The 19,082-nt window shown below is 63.8% G+C and carries 22 protein-coding genes; 14 read left to right on the plus strand and 8 right to left on the minus strand.

Annotation, left to right across the window (positions count from 1 at the left end; translation table 11 throughout):
- Nucleotides 1-113 precede the first annotated feature (113 nt).
- From IHQ72_RS09805 to deoA, 6 genes are all read left to right on the plus strand, one after another.
- The gene (locus IHQ72_RS09805) at nt 114-1,646 is read left to right on the plus strand and encodes an ABC transporter ATP-binding protein (RefSeq protein WP_258122253.1); all 1,533 of its coding nucleotides are present in this window, start codon (nt 114-116) and stop codon (nt 1,644-1,646) included.
- Nucleotides 1,643-2,782 (plus strand): ABC transporter permease, encoded by a 1,140-nt coding sequence (locus IHQ72_RS09810; RefSeq protein WP_258122254.1) that lies wholly within the window; start codon nt 1,643-1,645, stop codon nt 2,780-2,782. Before IHQ72_RS09805 ends, IHQ72_RS09810 begins: the two co-directional genes overlap by 4 nt.
- A 1-nt stretch (nt 2,783) precedes the next feature.
- Nucleotides 2,784-3,755, plus strand: a complete 972-nt coding sequence (locus IHQ72_RS09815) for an ABC transporter permease (RefSeq protein WP_258122255.1) — start codon at nt 2,784-2,786, stop codon at nt 3,753-3,755.
- A 137-nt stretch (nt 3,756-3,892) separates the two neighbouring features.
- Nucleotides 3,893-4,285, plus strand: coding sequence for a cytidine deaminase (cdd, locus tag IHQ72_RS09820; protein ID WP_258122256.1), 393 nt, complete (start codon nt 3,893-3,895; stop codon nt 4,283-4,285).
- A 47-nt stretch (nt 4,286-4,332) separates the two neighbouring features.
- Nucleotides 4,333-5,151 (plus strand): purine-nucleoside phosphorylase, encoded by an 819-nt coding sequence (locus IHQ72_RS09825; RefSeq protein WP_258122257.1) that lies wholly within the window; start codon nt 4,333-4,335, stop codon nt 5,149-5,151.
- Nucleotides 5,151-6,470: a thymidine phosphorylase gene (deoA, locus tag IHQ72_RS09830; protein WP_258122258.1), complete on the plus strand. Its 1,320-nt coding sequence runs from the start codon at nt 5,151-5,153 to the stop codon at nt 6,468-6,470. Before IHQ72_RS09825 ends, deoA begins: the two co-directional genes overlap by 1 nt.
- On the opposite strand, the gene IHQ72_RS09835 is transcribed toward deoA, so the two are convergent.
- The 3 genes from IHQ72_RS09835 to IHQ72_RS09845 form a co-directional block, all read right to left on the minus strand.
- A complete protein-coding gene (locus tag IHQ72_RS09835; protein ID WP_095492158.1) occupies nt 6,471-7,034 on the minus strand; it encodes a TIGR02281 family clan AA aspartic protease in 564 nt (187 codons plus the stop codon).
- Nucleotides 7,035-7,141: 107 nt separating this feature from the next.
- Nucleotides 7,142-7,771 (minus strand): uracil phosphoribosyltransferase, encoded by a 630-nt coding sequence (upp, locus tag IHQ72_RS09840; protein WP_123151264.1) that lies wholly within the window; start codon nt 7,769-7,771, stop codon nt 7,142-7,144.
- Between the two features lie 143 nt (nt 7,772-7,914).
- A complete protein-coding gene (locus IHQ72_RS09845) occupies nt 7,915-8,889 on the minus strand; it encodes an adenosine deaminase (protein WP_258122259.1) in 975 nt (324 codons plus the stop codon).
- Between the two features lie 148 nt (nt 8,890-9,037).
- On the opposite strand from IHQ72_RS09845, the gene ubiE reads away from it, so the two are divergent.
- From ubiE to coaBC, 6 genes are all read left to right on the plus strand, one after another.
- Nucleotides 9,038-9,814, plus strand: coding sequence for a bifunctional demethylmenaquinone methyltransferase/2-methoxy-6-polyprenyl-1,4-benzoquinol methylase UbiE (ubiE, locus tag IHQ72_RS09850; RefSeq protein WP_258122260.1), 777 nt, complete (start codon nt 9,038-9,040; stop codon nt 9,812-9,814).
- 13 nt (nt 9,815-9,827) lie between these two features.
- A complete protein-coding gene (gene ubiB / locus IHQ72_RS09855; protein WP_258122261.1) occupies nt 9,828-11,402 on the plus strand; it encodes a 2-polyprenylphenol 6-hydroxylase in 1,575 nt (524 codons plus the stop codon).
- Between the two features lie 75 nt (nt 11,403-11,477).
- Nucleotides 11,478-11,687, plus strand: a complete 210-nt coding sequence (locus IHQ72_RS09860) for a FitA-like ribbon-helix-helix domain-containing protein (RefSeq protein ID WP_023797509.1) — start codon at nt 11,478-11,480, stop codon at nt 11,685-11,687.
- Between the two features lie 2 nt (nt 11,688-11,689).
- Nucleotides 11,690-11,944, plus strand: a complete 255-nt coding sequence (locus tag IHQ72_RS09865) for a FitA-like ribbon-helix-helix domain-containing protein (RefSeq protein WP_258122262.1) — start codon at nt 11,690-11,692, stop codon at nt 11,942-11,944.
- The gene (locus tag IHQ72_RS09870; protein WP_309508811.1) at nt 11,941-12,348 is read left to right on the plus strand and encodes a type II toxin-antitoxin system VapC family toxin; all 408 of its coding nucleotides are present in this window, start codon (nt 11,941-11,943) and stop codon (nt 12,346-12,348) included. Before IHQ72_RS09865 ends, IHQ72_RS09870 begins: the two co-directional genes overlap by 4 nt.
- A gap of 25 nt (nt 12,349-12,373) precedes the next feature.
- Nucleotides 12,374-13,591: a bifunctional phosphopantothenoylcysteine decarboxylase/phosphopantothenate--cysteine ligase CoaBC gene (gene coaBC, locus IHQ72_RS09875; protein WP_258122264.1), complete on the plus strand. Its 1,218-nt coding sequence runs from the start codon at nt 12,374-12,376 to the stop codon at nt 13,589-13,591.
- Here coaBC and IHQ72_RS09880 read toward each other — a convergent pair.
- The 4 genes from IHQ72_RS09880 to rpsU form a co-directional block, all read right to left on the minus strand.
- Nucleotides 13,588-15,024, minus strand: a complete 1,437-nt coding sequence (locus tag IHQ72_RS09880; protein ID WP_258122265.1) for an MFS transporter — start codon at nt 15,022-15,024, stop codon at nt 13,588-13,590. The genes coaBC and IHQ72_RS09880 overlap by 4 nt on opposite strands.
- 292 nt (nt 15,025-15,316) lie before the next feature.
- Complete coding sequence (locus tag IHQ72_RS09885; protein ID WP_258122266.1) at nt 15,317-15,790, minus strand: DUF992 domain-containing protein; 474 nt, start codon at nt 15,788-15,790, stop codon at nt 15,317-15,319.
- A gap of 164 nt (nt 15,791-15,954) precedes the next feature.
- Complete coding sequence (locus tag IHQ72_RS09890; RefSeq protein WP_258122267.1) at nt 15,955-16,800, minus strand: tetratricopeptide repeat protein; 846 nt, start codon at nt 16,798-16,800, stop codon at nt 15,955-15,957.
- A gap of 139 nt (nt 16,801-16,939) precedes the next feature.
- Nucleotides 16,940-17,206, minus strand: coding sequence for a 30S ribosomal protein S21 (gene rpsU / locus IHQ72_RS09895; RefSeq protein WP_023797519.1), 267 nt, complete (start codon nt 17,204-17,206; stop codon nt 16,940-16,942).
- Between the two features lie 407 nt (nt 17,207-17,613).
- Between rpsU and IHQ72_RS09900 the strand changes: the two genes are divergently transcribed.
- Together IHQ72_RS09900 and IHQ72_RS09905 are read left to right on the plus strand one after the other, a co-directional pair.
- Nucleotides 17,614-18,123 (plus strand): YciE/YciF ferroxidase family protein, encoded by a 510-nt coding sequence (locus tag IHQ72_RS09900; protein ID WP_202366014.1) that lies wholly within the window; start codon nt 17,614-17,616, stop codon nt 18,121-18,123.
- Entirely contained in the window at nt 18,110-18,553 is a 444-nt protein-coding gene (locus IHQ72_RS09905; protein WP_258122269.1) for a DUF6766 family protein, read from the plus strand. The genes IHQ72_RS09900 and IHQ72_RS09905 overlap by 14 nt, the downstream gene beginning before the upstream one ends.
- An 85-nt stretch (nt 18,554-18,638) precedes the next feature.
- On the opposite strand, the gene IHQ72_RS09910 is transcribed toward IHQ72_RS09905, so the two are convergent.
- A complete protein-coding gene (locus IHQ72_RS09910; RefSeq protein WP_258122270.1) occupies nt 18,639-19,025 on the minus strand; it encodes an SET domain-containing protein in 387 nt (128 codons plus the stop codon).
- Between the last annotated feature and the right edge of the window lie 57 nt (nt 19,026-19,082).

Here is a 19,082-nt window from a genome sequence, read left to right on the forward strand (position 1 = left end):
AGCGCGCGGGGATTTGTCGAGAGTGAACGCTGCTCCGGCCAATTGGCACAGACGGGGTGTCATGCTAGGCGTTTTGACCAAGCGATAAAAAAATAAAAAGTGGGACAGGCTGCATGGCGCAAGCCGCAATCGAGCTGATCGGCATTGACAAGAGTTTTGGCGCCGTGCGCGCCAATCGCGACATCAACCTGGAGATCGTGCGCGGCACCATCCACGGCATCGTCGGCGAGAACGGCGCCGGCAAGTCGACGCTGATGTCGATCCTCTACGGTTTCTACCAGGCCGACAGCGGCGAGATCCGCGTCGGTGGCCAGCCGGCGTCGATCAAGTCGCCAAACGACGCCATCGCGCTCGGCATCGGCATGGTGCATCAGCATTTCATGCTGGTCGACAATTTCACGGTGCTGGAAAACGTCATTCTCGGCGCTGAAAGCGATGCGCTGCTGAAGAAGAGCATCGCCAAGGCGCGGTCGGAGCTGGAACGGCTCGAGCGCGAATACGGGCTGGAGGTCGATCCCGATGCGATCATCGAGGAATTGCCGGTCGGGCTGCAGCAGCGTGTCGAAATCCTCAAGGCGCTGTATCGCGGCGCCGAGATCCTGATCCTCGATGAGCCGACAGGCGTGCTCACCCCGGCTGAGGCCAACCATCTGTTCCGCATCCTCAAGCAGCTGAAGGAGCAGGGCAAAACGATCGTGCTGATCACCCACAAGCTGCGCGAGATCATGGCGATCACCGACACGGTTTCGGTCATGCGCCAGGGCACGATGGTGGCGACTAGGGAGACCAGGAAGACCACCGTCGAGGAGCTGGCCGAGCTGATGGTCGGGCGGCGCGTGCTGCTCAGGGTCGAGAAGGGCGAGGCGGAAGCCGGCGGCGTCAAGCTCGCGGTCAAGAACCTGACGGTGAAGGATTCCCGCGGCGTCACCATGGTCGACGACATCTCCTTCGATGTGCGCGCCGGCGAGATCGTCGGCATCGCCGGCGTCGCCGGCAACGGGCAATCCGAAACGCTCGAGGCGATTTCCGGCATCAGGCGCGCCGTCTCGGGCTCCGTCATGCTCGACGGCAAGCCGATCGATCTAACCGGGGCCGCCGATCCCGGCGAACTGCGCGACCGCGGTCTCGCCCATGTGCCGGAAGACCGTCATCATGTCGGGCTGGTGCTGGCCTTCGAGGAGAACGAGAATTCGATCCTCGGCTATCACGACGATCCCCGCTACCTGAAAGGGCCGTTCCTCAACATCGACGCCATCCGCGACGAGGCCAGGGACAAGATCACCAAATACGACATCCGCCCGGCGGACTGCCGGCTCAAGACCGCGAATTTCTCCGGCGGCAACCAGCAGAAGATCGTGCTGGCGCGGGAAATGGAACAGGATCCGGGCGTGCTGATCGTCGGCCAGCCGACGCGCGGCGTCGACGTCGGCGCCATCGAATTCATCCACAAGCGGCTCATTGCCATGCGCGACCAGGGCAAGGCGGTGCTGGTGGTATCGGTCGAGCTCGACGAGATCCGCTCGCTCTCCGACCGCATCCTGGTGATGTTTGCCGGCCGCATCGTCGGCGAGCGCGGCCCGGAGGCGACCGAAGGCGAGCTTGGACTGCTGATGGCCGGCGTCGAGCACCGGGAGGCGGCTGAATGAGTACGCCTTATGCCAAGCTGCCGGCCTGGGCGGATTACGGGCTGATCCCGGTGATCAATCTCGCCGTTGCCTTCGTCGTCGCCGGCTTCGTCGTGCTACTGGTTGGCGAAAATCCGTTCCGCGCTGCCGCCGTTCTGGTCGAGGGCGCCTTCGGCCGTGGGCAAGGCATTGCGTTCACGCTTTTCTACGCCACCACCTTCATCTTCAGCGGGCTGTCGGTGGCGGTTGCGGCGCATTGCGGTCTGTTCAACATCGGTGGCGAGGGCCAGGGCTATATCGCCGGTCTCGGCATCGGCATCGTCTGCCTGGCCTTCGACAGCGTGCTGCCATGGTGGCTCACCTTCCCGCTGGCGATCATCGCCGCCGCGGCGATGGGGGCGCTGTGGGCGCTGATCCCGGCCTATCTGCAGGCCAAGCGCGGTTCGCACATCGTCATCACCACCATCATGTTCAATTTCATCGCTGCCAGCGTCATGGTCTACGCACTGGTCGGATTCTTGAAGCCGCCCGGCTCCATGGCGCCGCAGACGCGTACCTTCCTAGAAGGCGCGCAACTGCCGAAGCTCAACTGGGTCATCGAGTTGTTCGGCGCCAAGATCCGTTCGGCGCCATTCAACATCAGCTTCCTGCTGGCGCTGGCCATGGCCTTTCTGGTCTGGGTGCTGATCTGGCGCACCAGGCTCGGCTACGAGATGCGCACCTACGGCCACAGCTCGAAAGCGGCGCGCTATGCCGGCATTTCGGAAACCCGCATCATCATCGTGGCCATGATGATTTCGGGCGCGCTGGCCGGCATGATGGCGCTCAACCCGACGATGGGCGATCAGCACAATGTCGCGCTCGAATTCGTTTCGGGCGCCGGTTTCGTCGGCATCGCCGTGGCGCTGATGGGGCGCCTCCACCCGGTCGGCATCGTGCTCGCCGCAATATTGTTCGGCATGCTCTACCAGGGCGGCGCCGAGCTCGCCTTCGAGATGCCGGCGATCAGCCGCGACATGATCGTCATCATCCAGGGCCTGGTCATCCTGTTCGCCGGCGCGCTCGAGCACATGTTCCGGCCCTATGTCCAGGCGCTGTTCGCCTCGCTCAGCCCGAGATCTGTCGGCATGGAAGCGATCAAGGGGAAAGGTGCCTGAGATGGATTTGTTCAACGCCGTCATCCAGGTTCTGGACTCGACCATCCGCCTGTCGGTGCCGTTGCTGCTCGCCTGCCTCGCCGGCCTCTATTCGGAGCGGGCCGGCATTTTCGACATCGGGCTCGAGGGCAAGATGCTGGTCGGCGCCTTCGCTGGCGCCGCCGCAGCCTCCGTCTTCCATTCCGCCTATCTCGGCCTCGGCATGGCCATTCTCATCTCGGTCGCTTTCGCGCTGGTCCACGGCTTCGCCTCGATCACCCATCGCGGCAATCAGATCGTCTCCGGCGTGGCGATCAACTTCATCGCCGCCGGATCGACGATCATGCTCGGCCAGGCTTGGTTCCAGCAAGGTGGACGTACGCCGGCTCTGGCCTCGGACGAGCGGTTCGGGGCGATCATCTGGCCCGGTGCGGACGCGCTCAGGAGCGTGCCGATCCTCGGCCCGATATATTCGGAACTCATCTCCGGCCATTCTGTGCTGGTCTATGTCGCGTTTCTCGCCGTGCCGTTCACCCGGTGGGTGCTGTTCCGTACCCGCTTCGGCTTGCGTATGCGCGCGGTCGGCGAGAACCCGGCCGCGGTCGACACCGCCGGCATCTCGGTCGCCTGGCTGCGCTACCGGGCGCTGATCTGCACCGGCGTGCTTACTGGTATTGCCGGTGCCTATCTGTCGATGGTGCAGAATGGCGGCTTCGTGAAGGACATGACCGCCGGCAAGGGCTATATCGCCCTGGCCGCGCTGATCTTCGCCAAGTGGAAGCCGGTCAACGCCATGTTCGCCTGCCTGTTGTTCGGCTTCCTCGACGCGCTGTCGATCCGCCTGCAGGGCACGCCGCTGCCGCTGATCGGCAAGGTGCCGGTGCAGCTCATGCAGGCGCTGCCCTATATCCTCACCGTCATCCTGCTCGCCGGCTTCATCGGCAAGGCGATCCCGCCGCGCGCCGGCGGCGTGCCCTATGTCAAGGAACGCTAAGCATGATTTCGAACCGCAGGTCCGCGTCAGCGAAAAGTGGAACCCGGTTTCGTACAAGATCATGCGAGGGAAAAATATGAGCATGATCCCGAAAAGTGGAAGCCGGTTTTCGGACAGGATCATGCGAGGGAAAAACAATGTCGCATGATCTGTTCGAAGCGGCCAAGGCCGCCATGGCCAAGGCCTATGCGCCCTATTCGAAGTTTCCTGTCGGGGCGGCACTGCGCACCGAGGACGGCCGCGTCTTTGCCGGGGCCAACATCGAGGTCGCTTCCTATCCGGAAGGCTGGTGCGCCGAAACCACCGCGCTCGGCCACTACATCATGGGCGGCGGCGGCAGGATCACGGAGATCGCGGTGATCGCCGAGCGGATGGCGAAATGCTCGCCCTGTGGCGGCTGCCGGCAGCGGCTGGCCGAATTCTGCCGGCCGGAAACCAAACTCTATCTCTGCGACAATGCCGGCGTGGTCGAGACCGTGACCATGGGCGAGATGCTGCCCTACGGCTTTCAGGGCGACATGTTGAAATGAAGAGCTGGTTGAAATGAAGAGCTGGTTGAAATGAAGAGCTGGTTGAAATGAAGGAAGCGCTTGATCGTCTCGTCGAAAGGCTGGACGGGCTGGCGCCCGCCACCGCGCTTGTGCTGGGTTCGGGTCTTGGCGGGCTTGTCGACCAGGTCGAGGACGCTGTCCGCATTTCCTATGCCGAATTGCCGGGCTTTCCCAGAAGCGGCGTCACAGGCCATGCCGGCGAGGTGGTGGCGGGACGTTTTGCCGGCACGCCAGTGCTGATGCTGTCCGGCCGCGCTCACTACTACGAGCACGGCAACGCGGCTGCGATGCGGCCGGCGCTGGAGGTGCTCGCCGGCCTCGGCATCTCGAAACTGATCCTCACCAATGCTGCCGGCTCGGTTGATCCGGACATGGGGCCGGGCTCGGTGATGCTGATCACCGACCACATCAATTTCTCGGGCTCCAATCCGCTGATCGGCGAGCCGAGCGATCGCCGCTTCGTCGGCTTGACCGAGGCTTATGATGCCGGCCTTCGCTCGGCGATCGAGACGGCGGCGAAGGCGACGGCTACCGCGCTGCACAAGGGCGTCTATATGTGGTTTTCCGGGCCGTGCTTCGAGACGCCCGCCGAGATCCGCATGGCGCGCGTCATGGGTGCTAACGCCGTCGGCATGTCGACCGTGCCGGAGGTCATTCTCGCCCGTTTCCTCGGCCTGCGCGTCGCCGCCTGCTCGGTCATCACCAACCTTGCCGCAGGGATGACCGGGGCGGAGCTTTCGCACCAGGAGACCAAGGACATGGCGCCGGTCGGCGGCGCGCGGCTGGCGACGATCCTCCAGCGTGTGTTCCAGGACGGATTGCCGGAGCGCAAGGTCCCGGCCTGATGCTTCCCCAGGAAATCATTCGCAGCAAGCGCGACGGCCACAAGCTGTCGACGCAGGAGATCGCCAGCTTCATCGAAGGCGTGACCGCCGGCACTGTCTTGGACGGGCAGGTCGGGGCGTTCGCCATGGCGGTGTTCTTCAACGGCATGAGCCGCGACGAGGCGGTGGCGCTGACGCTGGCCATGCGCGATTCCGGCGACGTGCTCGATTGGTCGGACCTGCCGGGCCCGGTCACCGACAAGCATTCGACAGGCGGCGTCGGCGACAATGTCTCGCTGTTGGTGGCGCCGATCGTCGCCGCCTGCGGCGCTTATGTGCCGATGATTTCCGGCCGCGGCCTCGGCCATACCGGCGGCACGCTGGACAAGATGGATGCCATCCCCGGCTATATCAGCCAGCCGGATGTGGCGGGCTTCCGCAAGGCAGTGCTTGAAGCCGGCTGCGCCATCATCGGCCAAACCGCCGATCTCGCGCCCGCCGACCGCAGGCTCTATGCGATCCGCGACGTGACGGGAACCGTCGAATCGGTGCCGCTGATCACCGCCTCGATCCTCTCGAAGAAGCTGGCCGCCGGCCTGCAGTCGCTGGTGCTCGACGTAAAGGTCGGCAACGGCGCCTTCATGGAAAAGTCGCGCGACGCAACGACACTGGCGAACAGCCTGGTCGAAGTCGCCAATGGCGCCGGCCTGAAGACCTCGGCGCTGGTCACCGGCATGAACGAGCCGCTGGCGTCGGCAGCCGGCAACGCGGTCGAGGTGCGCAATGCCGTCGATTTCCTCACCGGCCGCTTCCGCGACCGGCGACTGGAGGATGTGACGCTGGCACTGGCCGCAGACATGCTGCAGTCGGCTGGGCTGGTGTCGTCCAACCAGGACGGCATGCGGCGCGCCGCCGAGACGCTAGCCGGCGGCGGTGCCGCCGCCGTCTTCGCGCGCATGGTGGCGGCGCTCGGCGGTCCGGCCGACTTCGTCGAGAACCCGGAAAAATACCTGCCGAAGGCGGCGACGGAGTTTGCGGTCAAGGCCGCCGAAGACGGCTTCGTCACCGGCATCGCCACCCGCGACATCGGACTTGCCGTCGTCGGGCTTGGCGGCGGGCGCATACGGCCGGACGACAGGATCGACCATGCGGTCGGCATCACCCGGCTGTTGCCGGTCGGCGCGGAGGTGCGCGCCGGCGAGGCGCTGGCGCTGGTCCATGCACGCAATGCCGGAGATGCCGAAGCGGCCGCGGCCGCCGTGCTTTCGGCCTATGCGATCGGCGCTTCGAAGCCGCCTGCGGATAAAACCGTGATCCGGCGGATCCTGCCGCGCGGTTGATCACTGGACGAGCAGCAGCGCGCCGTTTTCGACCTGGTACTTTTCAAGCCGCTGGAGAAAACTCAGGCCGATCAAATTGGTGCGCAGCGCCTTGTCGTCGAGCACCACCGCCTGAACGCCGTCGACCGTGATCTTGCCGATCTGCAGCCGATCGACGGTCACCAGGGCAGCCTTGATGGCGCCGTTGGCGGTGTTGACCTGGTGTTTGAAGTCCGACGCGTTCAGCGAAATTCCGATCCTGCGTGCCGTCGAACTGTTGATGGCGACCAGCGTTGCGCCGGTGTCGATCATGCCGTCGACCGTTCGACCGTTGAGCTTGAACGCCGACGTGAAATGCCCGCGCGCGTCGGCGGTGACCACGACCTTGCGGCCGAGCGGCTGCGGCGTCGCCGGTCTGTCGGGAACCGCAGCCAGGTTCAGGTCCGTTTGCGTTTCGACCTCCGGCCTGGCCCCGACCGCCGATTTCAGCAGGCCATCGAACATCTGCGGATTCGACTGATAGAGCATCGGGAACGACGCCGATGTTACGGCGAGCACGCCGAGGATGAGAAGATTGCGCAGCATGGACCGGCCTTCGTGAAGGCCCATGCTTATCGCGACATGGTGTTTGCGGCTTTAACAGATGCGGAAAGCGGCCGTTTGCGTAAACGATCGGTAAACGAGCCGCACGGTCATTTGGTCCCGTACAGACGATCGCCGGCGTCGCCGAGACCGGGCATGATGTAGCCCTTCTCGTTAAGCTGGCGGTCGATGGAAGCGGTGAAGACCGGGACATCGGGATGCGCCTTGGTGAAGCGCTCGAGGCCCTCTGGCGCCGCCAGCAGACAGAGGAAGCGGATGTTGGTGGCGCCGCGCCCTTTCAGCTTATCGATCGCCGCGATCGCCGAATTGGCGGTCGCCAGCATCGGGTCGACGACGATCACCAGCCGATCGGCGAGATCGCTCGGCGCCTTGAAGAAATACTCGACGGCTTCCAGCGTCTCATGATCGCGGTAGAGACCGATATGGGCGACGCGCGCCGCCGGCACCAGGTCGAGCAAGCCTTCGAGCAAGCCGTTGCCGGCGCGCAGCACCGAGGCGAAGACCAGCTTCTTGCCCTCCAGTGTCGGCGCTTCCATCGTCTCGATCGGCGTTTCGATCGTCGTCGTCGTCAGTTCGAGGTTGCGGGTGACCTCGTAGCCGAGCAGCAGCGAGATCTCGCGCAGCAGCCGCCGGAAGCCGGCCGTCGAGGTTTCCTTCTTGCGCATGATGGTCAGCTTGTGCTGGACAAGCGGGTGGTCGACGACGGTGACGCCCTGCATGGTGTTCTCCTAGCTGCGCAGGTGAATAGTGAATGGTGAATGGTGAATGGTGAATAGTGAATAGTGAATAGGTTTGCGAGTCCTTGGTTCAGCGGAAAAACTCGCGGTTGACGGACCGAAGCGCCGGGTGAACCATTCACCATTCACCTGCCCTTGACGTCGAGCCGGCCCAGCAGCATTGCCTTGGTCTTCCTGTCGACGAAGGCGGCCTCGACGGCGGTTCTGGTGACGGCGGCGAGCGCCTTGTCGTTCATCGAAAAATGCTCGGCGGCAATGTCGTATTCGCGCTTCAGCGACGTCCAGAAATAGGGCGGATCATCGGAATTTAGCGTCACCTTGCAGCCAGCCGCCTGCAGTGCCGGAAAAGGGTGATCGGCGAAACTGTCGAAGACCTTCAGCGCGATATTGGAGCTGGGACAGCATTCGAGCACGACGCCTTCGTCGGCGATGCGACGGACAAGGTCGGGGTTTTCGATGGCGCGCACGCCATGGCCGATGCGGGCGGGGCGGATGTGATCGAGTGCGGCCTCGACGCTCTCCCAGCCCATCAGTTCGCCGGCATGGACGGTGATGCCGAGGCCGGCCTCGCGCGCGATTTCGAAGGCCCTGACATAATCCTCCAGATCGCCCATCCGCTCGTCGCCGGCGACGCCGAAGCCGGTGACCAGCGGATGCCCGCAGCGGGCGGCGAAGCGCGCCGCCTGCTCGATCGATTCGACGCCGGCGTTGCGCACGCCGGTGACAATCATGCGGCCCTCGATGCCGGTCTTGGCCTTGGCGCGCGCCATGCCTTCGCCAAGCGCGTCCGTATAGGCCTTGGCCGACAGGCCGGCGTTGCCGGCGTGGTCCGGCGAGGTGAAGATCTCGGAATAGATGGCGCCGTCGCGGGCGAGGCTGGTCAGGTAATGATCGGCCAGCCGCGCATAGTCCTCTTCCGTGCGGAACAGGTCGGAGGAGAAGTCATAGGCGGCGAGGAAGGAGGTGAAATCGTGCCAGACGAAAGAGCCGTCCTGAATGTAGGGCGAGGTGTCCTTGCCGTATTTCTGCGCCTGGCGGATGACGAGCTCGGGCGCCGCTGCCCCTTCGATATGGCAGTGCAGTTCCGCTTTCAAAGGCATGCAGTCATCCCGTCAGGTCAGTCCAGGTCGCGCACCCATAAGCATGATTCCACGACCGGGAAGCGCGGCCGAACACCGCGCCTTAAACAATAGCGTCGGCACCATCGATCGGCTATGGTCCCGCCGGTTTTATGGCGGATCAAAAATAATGTCGGTAGAGAGAACCACGGCAGTTGGCGGCATGGAAACCTCCTATGGTTTCAAGCGTGTACGGGCAGGCGAGAAGCAGTCCCTGGTCAATGACGTTTTCCACAAGGTCGCGAACCGCTACGATCTGATGAACGACCTGATGTCGGCCGGGCTGCACCGGCTGTGGAAGGACGCCATGGTCACATGGCTCAATCCACCGAAACGACCGGGCTGGAGCGTTCTTGACGTTGCCGGCGGCACCGGCGACATCGCCTTCCGCATCGTCGAGGCGAGCGGCAGGAACGCACATGCCACGGTTCTCGACATCAACGGCTCGATGCTCGCGGTCGGCCGCGACCGGGCCGAAAAAAAGGGCCTGACGGCAAATACCGATTTCGTCGAAGCCAATGCCGAGGAGCTGCCTTTCACTGAGGCCACATTCGATGCCTACACGATCGCTTTTGGCATTCGCAACGTGCCGCGCATCGATGTGGCGCTTGCGGAAGCCTATCGCGTGCTGAAGCCCGGCGGGCGCTTCCTTTGCCTCGAATTTTCCGAGGTCGACATGCCCCTGCTCGACAAGGTCTATGAGGCGTGGTCGTTCAATGCCATCCCCAGGATCGGCAAGGCGGTGACCGGCGACGGCGAGCCCTATTCCTACTTGGTCGAGTCGATCCGCAAATTTCCCAATCAGCAGAATTTCGCGGCGATGATTTCCCGCGCCGGTTTCGAGCGCGCTTCTTTTCGCAATTATTCCGGCGGCATAGCTGCGCTTCATTCGGGCTGGAAGCTTTGAGGCTGGCGCAGTCATGAGCAGTGTCGGCGCTGGTTTCAGGCTGGTGCGGGCCGGCTGGGTGCTGGTCCGCGAAGGCGTCGTCGCGGCGCTGCCGGGCGACGAGCTCTTCGGTCTGCCGAAACTCGGCTGGCGGATGGCGCGGCTGTTCACCCGCCGCCGCGCGCTTGCCTATGAGCGTGGCGACCGGCTGGCCAAGGCCGTCGTCCGGCTCGGCCCGTCCTATGTCAAGCTCGGCCAGTTCCTGGCGACCCGGCCCGATGTCGTCGGCAACGACATAGCGCTCGATCTCGCCATGCTGCAGGACAAGATGCAGACCTTTCCGCAGGCCGAGGCTATTGCGGCGATAGAAGCTTCGCTCGGGCGCAAGGTCGGCGAACTCTACGCCAGTTTCGGCGAGGCCGTTGCCGCGGCTTCGATCGCTCAGGTCCATTTCGCGGAAACCCTGGCGAACGGCGTCGGTTCGCGGGTGGCGGTGAAGGTCATCCGGCCGGGCGTGCGGCGCCGCTTCTTTCGCGATCTCGAAAGCTATTTCCTCGCCGCTCGTCTCCAGGAAAAATACATCCCGTCGTCGCGCCGGCTGCGGCCGGTCGAAGTGACCGAGACGCTGGCGCAGACCACCAAGATCGAAATGGATCTGAGGCTCGAGGCGGCAGCGCTTTCGGAGCTCGGCGAGAACACCAAGGACGATCCCGGCTTTCGCGTGCCGTCCGTCGATTGGGAACGCACCGGCCGCGACGTGCTGACCATGGAATGGGTCGACGGCATCAAGATGAACGACATTGCCGGCCTCGCTGCCGCCGGCCACGATCTGAAGGCGATCGCCGCCAATCTGGTCCAGTCGTTCCTGCGCCATACGCTGCGCGACGGTTTCTTCCACGCCGACATGCATCCGGGAAACCTGTTCGTCGAGCCCAATGGCACGATCGTCGCTGTCGATCTCGGCATAGCCGGCCGGCTCGGCAAGAAGGAGCGCCGTTTTCTCGCCGAGATCCTCTACGGCTTCATCACCCGTGACTATCTGCGCGTCGCCGAAGTGCATTTCGAGGCCGGCTACGTGCCGCGCCGGCATAATGTCGCTGCGTTCGCCCAGGCGATCCGGGCGATCGGCGAACCGATCCACGGCCAGCCGGCCGAGACCATCTCGATGGCCAAGCTCTTGGCGCTTCTGTTCGAGGTGACCGACCTCTTCGATATGGCGACGCGGTCCGAACTGGTGCTGCTGCAGAAGACCATGGTGGTGGTCGAGGGCGTCGCCCGCACCCTCGACCCGGCCTTCAATATGTGGAAGACGTCCGAACCGGTGGTCGGAGGCTGGATATCAGGCAATCTCGGCCCGCGTGCTCTGCTGGCCGACGCACGTGACGGCACCAACGCGCTGCTGGCGCTGGCCCGCCAGGCGCCGGACCTCGCCGCCCGCACCGAGCGGCTGTCGCGCGAGATCGATCTGATGGCCGAACACGGGCTGCGTTTCGATGACAGGACGGCGCACGCCATCGGCAAGGCCGAGGCGCGCTATAGCAGATCCGGCCGGCTGGCGCTGTGGGTGATCGCGCTGGCGCTGGTCTATATCGCCTGGAAGCTGCTCTGACTGCAAGCAATGACAGCAGTGCTGTCATTGCAGTCATGCTCCGGTGTCGCTATATTAGGTCGCGGGAGCGCGATCATGGCCCGGATTACTGTCCGCAATGTGGATGAGAGTGTCATGCGGCGACTGCGTGAGCGCGGCGCCGCGCGTGGCGTTTCCATGGAGCAGGAGGCGCGGGACGTGCTCGCCGCATCCGTTGGGCTTCCGACCACCAAAGGTTTCGACTCGTCGGGCATTGCAGCCGAGGACGAAGCCAAGTTCAGACCGACGACACGGGGGCAAGGGTAGTTATGGGCACCCTGACCATTCGCAATCTCGACGACGATCTGAAGCAAAAGCTGCGCGAGCGGGCTGCCAGACATGGCCTGTCAATGGAGCAGGAGGCAAGAAATCTGTTGCTGAAGGATGTGGCAGCCACCAAAGAACGTGACGGGGATTTCGTCACGGCGGAGGAAATCCTCGAATTCGGCCGACGACTGCAACAAGCGGACTTCGATCAGAAGAAATTCACTGATGACCTCTGGTCCTTCATCGAGGAGGAATGACCGTGGTGGTCGACACCTCAGCGATCGTGGCGATCCTGAAGCAGGAGCCCGATGCTCCGGCGATCGCCCAGCGCCTCGCAGGAAATCAGCAGATATTGATGAGCGCCGCGACTCTGATGGAATGCGGCACAGTAATTGTCCGACGCTATGGCGCGGCCGGCACGGCCGAGTTGACAGGCCTTCTTGCTAGACTCAAAGTCACGATCGTCGCTCTCTCCGCTGAACATGCGCAAGCCGGAATTGAAGCCTATGCATTCTATGGCCGAGGTACTGGCCATCGCGCCAATCTCAACATGGGCGACTGTTTCGCCTACGCTCTGGCCAAGACCCGAAACCTGCCACTGCTTTTCAAGGGCGACGATTTCATCCATACCGACATCGAACCGGCGCTGAGGCCGGCATGACACTGGACAGGAACTGGCCTCGGGCATGACCCTTTCCGGCAAGCGCATCCTGCTGATCATCGGCGGTGGTATCGCCGCCTACAAGGCGCTGGATCTGATCCGCCGGCTGCGCGAGCGCGGTGCCACCGTGCGTGTGGTGATGACCGCCGCGGCGCAGGAGTTCGTGACCACGCTGTCGGCCGGGGCGCTCTCCGCCGACCACGTCTTCACCGATCTGTTCGACCGCAATGACGAGCACGATGTCGGCCATATCCGCCTGTCGCGCGAGGCCGACCTTGTCGTCGTGGCGCCGGCCACCGCCGATCTGATGGCGAAGCTTGCCAACGGCCACGCCAACGATCTTGCCTCCACCGTGCTCATCGCCACCGACAAGCCGGTCTTGATGGCGCCCGCCATGAACCCGAAAATGTGGTCGCATCCGGCGACCCGGCGCAACCGGGCGACATTGCAGAAGGACGGCGTCGCATTCGTCGGCCCGGCAAAGGGCGAGATGGCCGAGAGCAACGAGGCGGGCGAGGGCCGCATGGCCGAGCCGCTGGAGATCGTCGCTGCGATCGAGGCGCTGCTCGATATCAGGCCGAAGCCGCTGGCAGGCAGAAAGATCATCGTCACCTCAGGGCCGACGCATGAGCCGATCGACCCGGTGCGCTACATCGCCAACCGTTCGTCCGGCAAGCAGGGCCATGCCATCGCCGCGGCGCTGGCACGGCTGGGTGCCGATGTCCACCTCGTCTCCGGTCCGGTCGGCATTGCCGATCCGGCTGAGGTCACCACGCTGCATGTCGAAACCGCGAACGAGATGAAGGACGCTGTCGAACAGCTGCTGCCGGCGGACGCGGCGGTGTTCGTCGCGGCGGTTGCCGACTGGCGCAGCGAGACCTCGGCCGGCGAGAAGATCAAGAAGGTGGCGGGCGAGGGGCCGCCGGCGCTGCAGATGATCGAAAACCCTGATATTCTTGCCGGTGTCGGTCATCACAAGAAGCGGCCCAGCCTGCTCGTCGGCTTCGCCGCCGAAACGCAGGATCTGGTCAGGAACGCCGAGGCCAAGCTTGCGAAGAAGGGCGCCGATTTCATCGTCGCCAACGACGTGTCCCACGAAGGCGGGGTGATGGGCGGCGATCGCAACCGGGTGCGGATCGTCTCGAAGGCCGGTGTCGAGGAATGGCCCGAGATGAGCAAGGACGAGGTGGCGACGCGGCTTGCAGCACTGATCGCCGAGCGGCTTAAGACGATTACTGTCTAGCCCGTCGCTTCCTGTGGCCGGGCTGCCGGCCCCGAGATCCTGAGCGCTGCAAGGCATCCCAGAATCCCGAGTGGCACGAAGGCGAGGAACAGCCAGGTGGCGACATTTGCCGCCGCCTCTCGGTTCAGGCCCTCGGAGAAACCGCTGGCGTTGGCTACGATGCCGGTCAACGCGGCACCGACCGCATAGCCGATGCGCTGCATCGTCGGTACGGCGGCGGAAGCGATCGTTTGTTCGCCGTCCCTGGCCGATGCCACGATCACGCGTGTAACGAAGGGCCAGGCAATGCCGAAGCCGCCGCCTTGCAGCAAGGCGCAAAACAGGATCAGCGGAATCGAACCCGCCGGCACGGCATAGGCGAAACCGGCGACGCCGGCCGCGATCATCAGCGCGCCGCCGGTGATGATCAGCCTCTCGCGTTCCGGCGGCGCATTGGCGACGAGGATCGACAGGATCGACCAGGCGATCGATTCGGCGGCGATGATATAGCCGGTGGTCAGGATCGGAATGCCGTGCAGGCTGGTCAGAAGCAGCGGACCGTAGACGGCGAAGGAACAGGTCGCCACCGAAAAGGCAGCGACCATGGTCATGCCTGCGCCGACCGGCGAGCGCCAGGAGAACAGCCGCGACGGAAACAGCCGCGAGCCCGGCTTCAGCGCGTCGATGCGGATGAACAGTGCAAGCCCGATCAGGCCGAGCGTAAGCAGCAGGGACGAGCGCAGCAGGGCAATGTCGACACCGGCCGTGGCGATCAGCACGACGCTGACGGCCAGGCAGCCGAGCGCGGCAAAGGGGAACGGCGGCGCCGTTCCAGTGATCGCCTGCGGCCTGGTTGCCTCAGGCGTGTCGAGCACGATGAAGCTCGCCAGCGCCATGACCGCGCCGCCGACCGTGAAGATACCGAAAGCCCAGCGCCAGGAGAGCAACTCGGTCATCAACGCACCGAGCACCGGCCCGCTGAAGGCGGCGACGCCCCAAATCGCCGACATGACACCGAAAAGCTGCGGCCAGATGGCGCGTGGAAACAGCCGCTCGACCGAGACGAAGGCCAGCGAAACTAACGCGCCGCCGCCAAAACCCTCGATCAGGCGCCCGGTCAGGAACAGCGGCATGGAGGGCGCGATGGCGCAGACCAGGGCGCCGGTGGCATAGAGCAGGGCGGCGACCACCATATTGGTGCGCAGCGCGACATAGCTCACCAGCCGTCCGGCGGCGGCGCCTGCGATGATGGCGCCGAGCTCGTAGATCGCCAGCGACCAGCCGACAAGCTGAACGCCGGCGAGTTCGCCGACCATGGCCGGCATCACCGTTGCCACCATGGTTTCGTTGGTGGCGTGCAGCAGGATGCCGAGGCTGATGAAGCAGAAGCGCGCCAGATCGCCGCTCGCCCACAGCGCGCGCCAATCGACCCTGTTTGTGCTGGTTTCGGTCACCCCGCCCTCCTAAACTTTCTTATACGCCGATTCAAAAATGGTGGAGCGCTCTTCGTCTCCAACGGGCACGCGGCGCTTCGGGGACGGGTTGTAGAACCTCAACCGCAGTTGAGCTCAAGCGGTTTTTTGCGGGTGCGCTGAGATGCTGATGAACGCGGGAAGTCAGGGTGATCGAAGATTGGCGATCATGGTCTCAGCGAAGAACGTCCTTAGCACGGGAGTTCCCAAAAATCAGGCGGCGCGGAACAGTCCAATCCTGTCCCGCGCCGCATGCAGAGTTACGCTATGGCGCTTATTTGAAGGAGTGGATCAGCTCCAGTGAGGTGACGGCGACTGCCAGGTTGACGCCGGTCTGCGCCTGTACGTTGAGAGGCTGCAGCGAGAAGGCGCTGTTCAGTCCGCCGACCAGAAGGTTGGCGCCGCCGCCGGTCACCAGGCTGGCCTCGGCATTGACGCCATAATAGCTGCCGGCAAGATCGCCGGAACCACGATCGCGGGTGGCCGCCAGAACCGCCCATATCAATTCGCCCTGGTACGTCCTGCCGACGTCGACGCCGAGCTTGGAAATGACCCCGGTATAGGCTTCGGGGGGACCGCCATGATGGGGGCGAAAGGTGCAGGCCACGCCTTTGTTGGATGTGACGATGTAGCCGGTGCCGCCGTCGATGGTGCAGTCGAGCACGCCGAGCTCCAGCCTGCCCGCGCTGGCAGGGGCAGCGAGCACCGTGGCGGCGAGGGCGGCGGCACAGGCGAGTTTCTTGGTCATGGGAGGGGTCCTTTCGCGAATTGCCATGAACAACGGCTAAGCGTCCCGAGCGTTCCGCCGAAAACTTGGCGCGATCAAGGCGAGCGTCAATGCACAGTCATTGAAGGTTTCGAAGGCATGCCAAACGGCAGGCCTGCCATATCAGGCCGAAACTCCGCCGTCGGTCAGCCGGTGCTGGTGCGCGCCAGGCCGTCCCTGGCCGGCTGGTAGGTGGGGTTGAGGCGCACTGCCTCGCGGTAGGATTTTGCCGCCTTGGCCTTGTCGCCGCGCCGCTCGTAGATCAGCGCCTGGTTGGACCAGGCCTCGGCATTCTTGCCGTCGAGCTTGATCGCCATGTTGATGTCGGCGAAGGCATTGTCCTCATCGTTCATGGCGAGGTAGGAGAGGCCGCGGCCATTGTAGGGTTCGGCGGCGTCCGGCGCCAGCGAGATGGCGGTCGAGAAATCCTCGATGGCGAAAGCGTGCTGGCCCTGGCTCTGATAGATCAGGCCGCGATTGTGATAGGCGCGCGCATCCGTCGTGTCGAGCTGGATCGCCTTCTGGAAATCGTTGAACGCTTCCTGGATGCGGCCGGCTTTTCGGTAGAGATTGCCGCGGCCGATATAGGCGGCGTCATAGTCGGGATTGATCTGGATCGAGCGGTTGTAGTCGGCAAGCGCGGCCGCCTGGTCGCCGAGGAAGCGCTGGATGAGAGCGCGGTTCGAATAGGCCTGGTAGAAATTCGGATTGAGCTGGATGGCGGTGTTGAAGTCCTTGAGCGCCGCCTGATACTGGCCGCCGCGGCCATAGGCCGAGCCGCGCACATTGTAGCCTTCCGGATCCTGGGGGCTGCGCTGGATAACGGCCGACAGCGAGGAGATGTTTTCGGCCGACCCTTGTGCCTTGTCGATGTTGGTGAATTCGCCGGTCGGGGCTGTCTGGCAGCCGGCGAGCGCCAAGCCGGAAAGCAGGGCTGCCGTCAGGGCGAAGCCGCGCATTGCGGTTCTGCGCTCCACGCTTGTTGCGTTCATATCTGCTCTGTCCTCACTGCCCGCCGCGCCGTCAGGTCTGTTCCGGCCCTCTCCGAACTGGTCGAATTCAACAAAAAGGTGGCGGCGATTACGCATCGCGCCACCCTGGGTATCCTTCGAAAAGGACGAAAAATTGGCGTCAGAACCGCGGCGGACGCGGAGCACCGGCAGCACCAGCCGCCACCGGGCGCGGCGTCATCGGCAGCAGGCCTTCGCGCTGGGCCCGCTTGCGGGCCAGCTTGCGGGCGCGGCGAACGGCTTCCGCCTTTTCGCGGGCGCGCTTCTCGGAAGGCTTCTCGTAATGTCCGCGCATCTTCATTTCGCGGAAGATGCCTTCGCGCTGCATCTTTTTCTTGAGCGCGCGAAGCGCCTGATCAACATTGTTGTCGCGGACTAGTACCTGCACGGGCAATCCTGTCTTTCGGGTTTGTTAACAACAGGCAAGTGGCCATAGTCGCTTGCCTCCGCGGCGGTCTACACCACGAATTGTGGCGGCTGATAGCAGAATCATGCCGCTCTGTCCACTGCCGAAACGAAAAACCCGCCTCGGCGGCGGGTCGTCGGCGCAAATCAGCACGATGGGCAAATCAATAGCATAACTGCCGTCAGAAAGCAAGGAATTACGACCTCTGGTAGCATATTCGCCTGCTCGGGGGGCTCTCCGCACCGTGAGCGATCGTTGGCGGTTTCTTCGCCACCGATAAAATTCTGGCTGCCTCAATCCGGCAGAACGCTCCGCCCGGCTCTATCAACGAAGGAACCAACCTCGTTCCCCAATGGTTGTTGCGGCGAAACAAGCACAGGGGAAAGCCGATGTCAGGCACCCGTGAATGGCTCGTCCAATGGCTCAAGGACGCGCATGCGATGGAGGAGCAGGCCGAAACCATGCTGAACGGCCAGCTCAATCGGCTGGAGAGTTATCCCGAGCTCAGCGAGCGCATCAGGCTGCACCTCGATGAGACGAAGGGACACGCCGCGCGCCTCGGAACCTGCCTGGAAAGACTGGGCGAAGATACATCCGCGCTGAAGGACGCCGGCGGCAAGCTGCTGGCGATGGCGCAGTCCCTGAGCGGCGTCTTCGCCGACGACGAGGTGATGAAAGGCTCACTGGCGAGCTACACCTTCGAGCATATGGAGATCGCCTCCTACACGATCCTCATCGCAACCGCCGAGTCCCTCGGCGAAACGGAGATCGCCCGGGCCTGCGAACAAAATCTGCGTGAAGAGGAGGCGATGGCCGAGTGGCTGAAAAACAAGCTGCCCGCGACTACGGGGCAGTTCCTGGCTCGCTCGGCATCGGACAGCGACAATGCCAAGCGGTGACGACAGCAGGCCGGCGAGCAACGTGAAGCGACCTTCGGTGTGGCGGGCTTACAGCTATGCCTGGATTACCCTCGGCTTCTTCATCATCTCGCTTGTCGGCCACTGGGTTTTCGGCTGGTTCGCCTATCTCGACGAGCAGCGAGCGCTTGGCCAACCGCCCGAGTTCGGCGGCTATCTGATCGAGATGAGCCGCGACACGCTCGAGAACTGGCAGTCGGAATTCCTGCAGCTGCTCTGGCAGGTCGGTGGCCTGGCGTTCCTGCTCTTCGTCGGATCGCCGCAATCGAAGGAGAGTACCGACCGGATGGAGGCCAAGATCGACGCGCTTCTCAGGCTTGTCGATCCGACGAAAGGCCAGGAGGCGATTCGCGAGCTGGACCTGCAGTATGACGGCCGCCACACCGACGAGCCGCATTCTCACCGGAACTAAGCTGGGGCTGGATACGTGGCACGGAGCTGGTCACCGCTCCGTGCCGTTTGATTCGCAACAGAGCAATTGGCGACAGGCTCTCCCTCTATGCCGTGGCCAGATGAAGCCGCTCGAAATCCTCGAAGAACTCGCCGTAATCGCAGGTTATTTCTTCGCCCGCCGCTATGTCGCGGATGGCGGTTGCCCCGCCATACTGCGAAAAATCCGTGTTCGGCCTTTCGGAATGGTTCATGAAGCGGCCGTTGTCGACTTCATAGACCATGAATCCGGGCCGGTCGGGGCTCGGATAGGCATATCTGTCGAGCAATTCCTTGAGGTGCGGCGGCGCGGCCTTATATTTTTCCAGCGGGATCAGCCGATCGAAATCCGGATCGAGCCGCCAGATCGACGCTCCCTTTCTGATCGGCTCGGCGGCGAACACGCCGACGCCCTCGATTGCGCTACCAGCGATGTAGGTCCTGATCAGCAGCATGTTTTAGGCCCGTCTTCGAACAGAACTGTCCGAAGAAATCGCCAAATCGCGCTGGAA

The organism is Mesorhizobium onobrychidis (assembly GCF_024707545.1).
GTDB lineage: Bacteria > Pseudomonadota > Alphaproteobacteria > Rhizobiales > Rhizobiaceae > Mesorhizobium > Mesorhizobium onobrychidis.

Excerpts from the sequence above, each read along its gene's own strand:
- IHQ72_RS09805 (WP_258122253.1), top strand. The coding sequence starts at position 114 with ATGGCGCAAGCCGCAATCGAGCTGATCGGCATTGACAAGAGTTTTGGC.
- IHQ72_RS09810 (WP_258122254.1), top strand. The coding sequence starts at position 1,643 with ATGAGTACGCCTTATGCCAAGCTGCCGGCCTGGGCGGATTACGGGCTG.
- IHQ72_RS09815 (WP_258122255.1), top strand. The coding sequence starts at position 2,784 with ATGGATTTGTTCAACGCCGTCATCCAGGTTCTGGACTCGACCATCCGC.
- cdd (WP_258122256.1), top strand. The coding sequence starts at position 3,893 with ATGTCGCATGATCTGTTCGAAGCGGCCAAGGCCGCCATGGCCAAGGCC.
- IHQ72_RS09825 (WP_258122257.1), top strand. The coding sequence starts at position 4,333 with ATGAAGGAAGCGCTTGATCGTCTCGTCGAAAGGCTGGACGGGCTGGCG.
- deoA (WP_258122258.1), top strand. The coding sequence starts at position 5,151 with ATGCTTCCCCAGGAAATCATTCGCAGCAAGCGCGACGGCCACAAGCTG.
- IHQ72_RS09835 (WP_095492158.1), bottom strand. The coding sequence starts at position 7,034 with ATGCTGCGCAATCTTCTCATCCTCGGCGTGCTCGCCGTAACATCGGCG.
- upp (WP_123151264.1), bottom strand. The coding sequence starts at position 7,771 with ATGCAGGGCGTCACCGTCGTCGACCACCCGCTTGTCCAGCACAAGCTG.
- IHQ72_RS09845 (WP_258122259.1), bottom strand. The coding sequence starts at position 8,889 with ATGCCTTTGAAAGCGGAACTGCACTGCCATATCGAAGGGGCAGCGGCG.
- ubiE (WP_258122260.1), top strand. The coding sequence starts at position 9,038 with ATGTCGGTAGAGAGAACCACGGCAGTTGGCGGCATGGAAACCTCCTAT.
- ubiB (WP_258122261.1), top strand. The coding sequence starts at position 9,828 with ATGAGCAGTGTCGGCGCTGGTTTCAGGCTGGTGCGGGCCGGCTGGGTG.
- IHQ72_RS09860 (WP_023797509.1), top strand. The coding sequence starts at position 11,478 with ATGGCCCGGATTACTGTCCGCAATGTGGATGAGAGTGTCATGCGGCGA.
- IHQ72_RS09865 (WP_258122262.1), top strand. The coding sequence starts at position 11,690 with ATGGGCACCCTGACCATTCGCAATCTCGACGACGATCTGAAGCAAAAG.
- IHQ72_RS09870 (WP_309508811.1), top strand. The coding sequence starts at position 11,941 with ATGACCGTGGTGGTCGACACCTCAGCGATCGTGGCGATCCTGAAGCAG.
- coaBC (WP_258122264.1), top strand. The coding sequence starts at position 12,374 with ATGACCCTTTCCGGCAAGCGCATCCTGCTGATCATCGGCGGTGGTATC.
- IHQ72_RS09885 (WP_258122266.1), bottom strand. The coding sequence starts at position 15,790 with ATGACCAAGAAACTCGCCTGTGCCGCCGCCCTCGCCGCCACGGTGCTC.
- IHQ72_RS09890 (WP_258122267.1), bottom strand. The coding sequence starts at position 16,800 with ATGAACGCAACAAGCGTGGAGCGCAGAACCGCAATGCGCGGCTTCGCC.
- IHQ72_RS09900 (WP_202366014.1), top strand. The coding sequence starts at position 17,614 with ATGTCAGGCACCCGTGAATGGCTCGTCCAATGGCTCAAGGACGCGCAT.
- IHQ72_RS09905 (WP_258122269.1), top strand. The coding sequence starts at position 18,110 with ATGCCAAGCGGTGACGACAGCAGGCCGGCGAGCAACGTGAAGCGACCT.
- IHQ72_RS09910 (WP_258122270.1), bottom strand. The coding sequence starts at position 19,025 with ATGCTGCTGATCAGGACCTACATCGCTGGTAGCGCAATCGAGGGCGTC.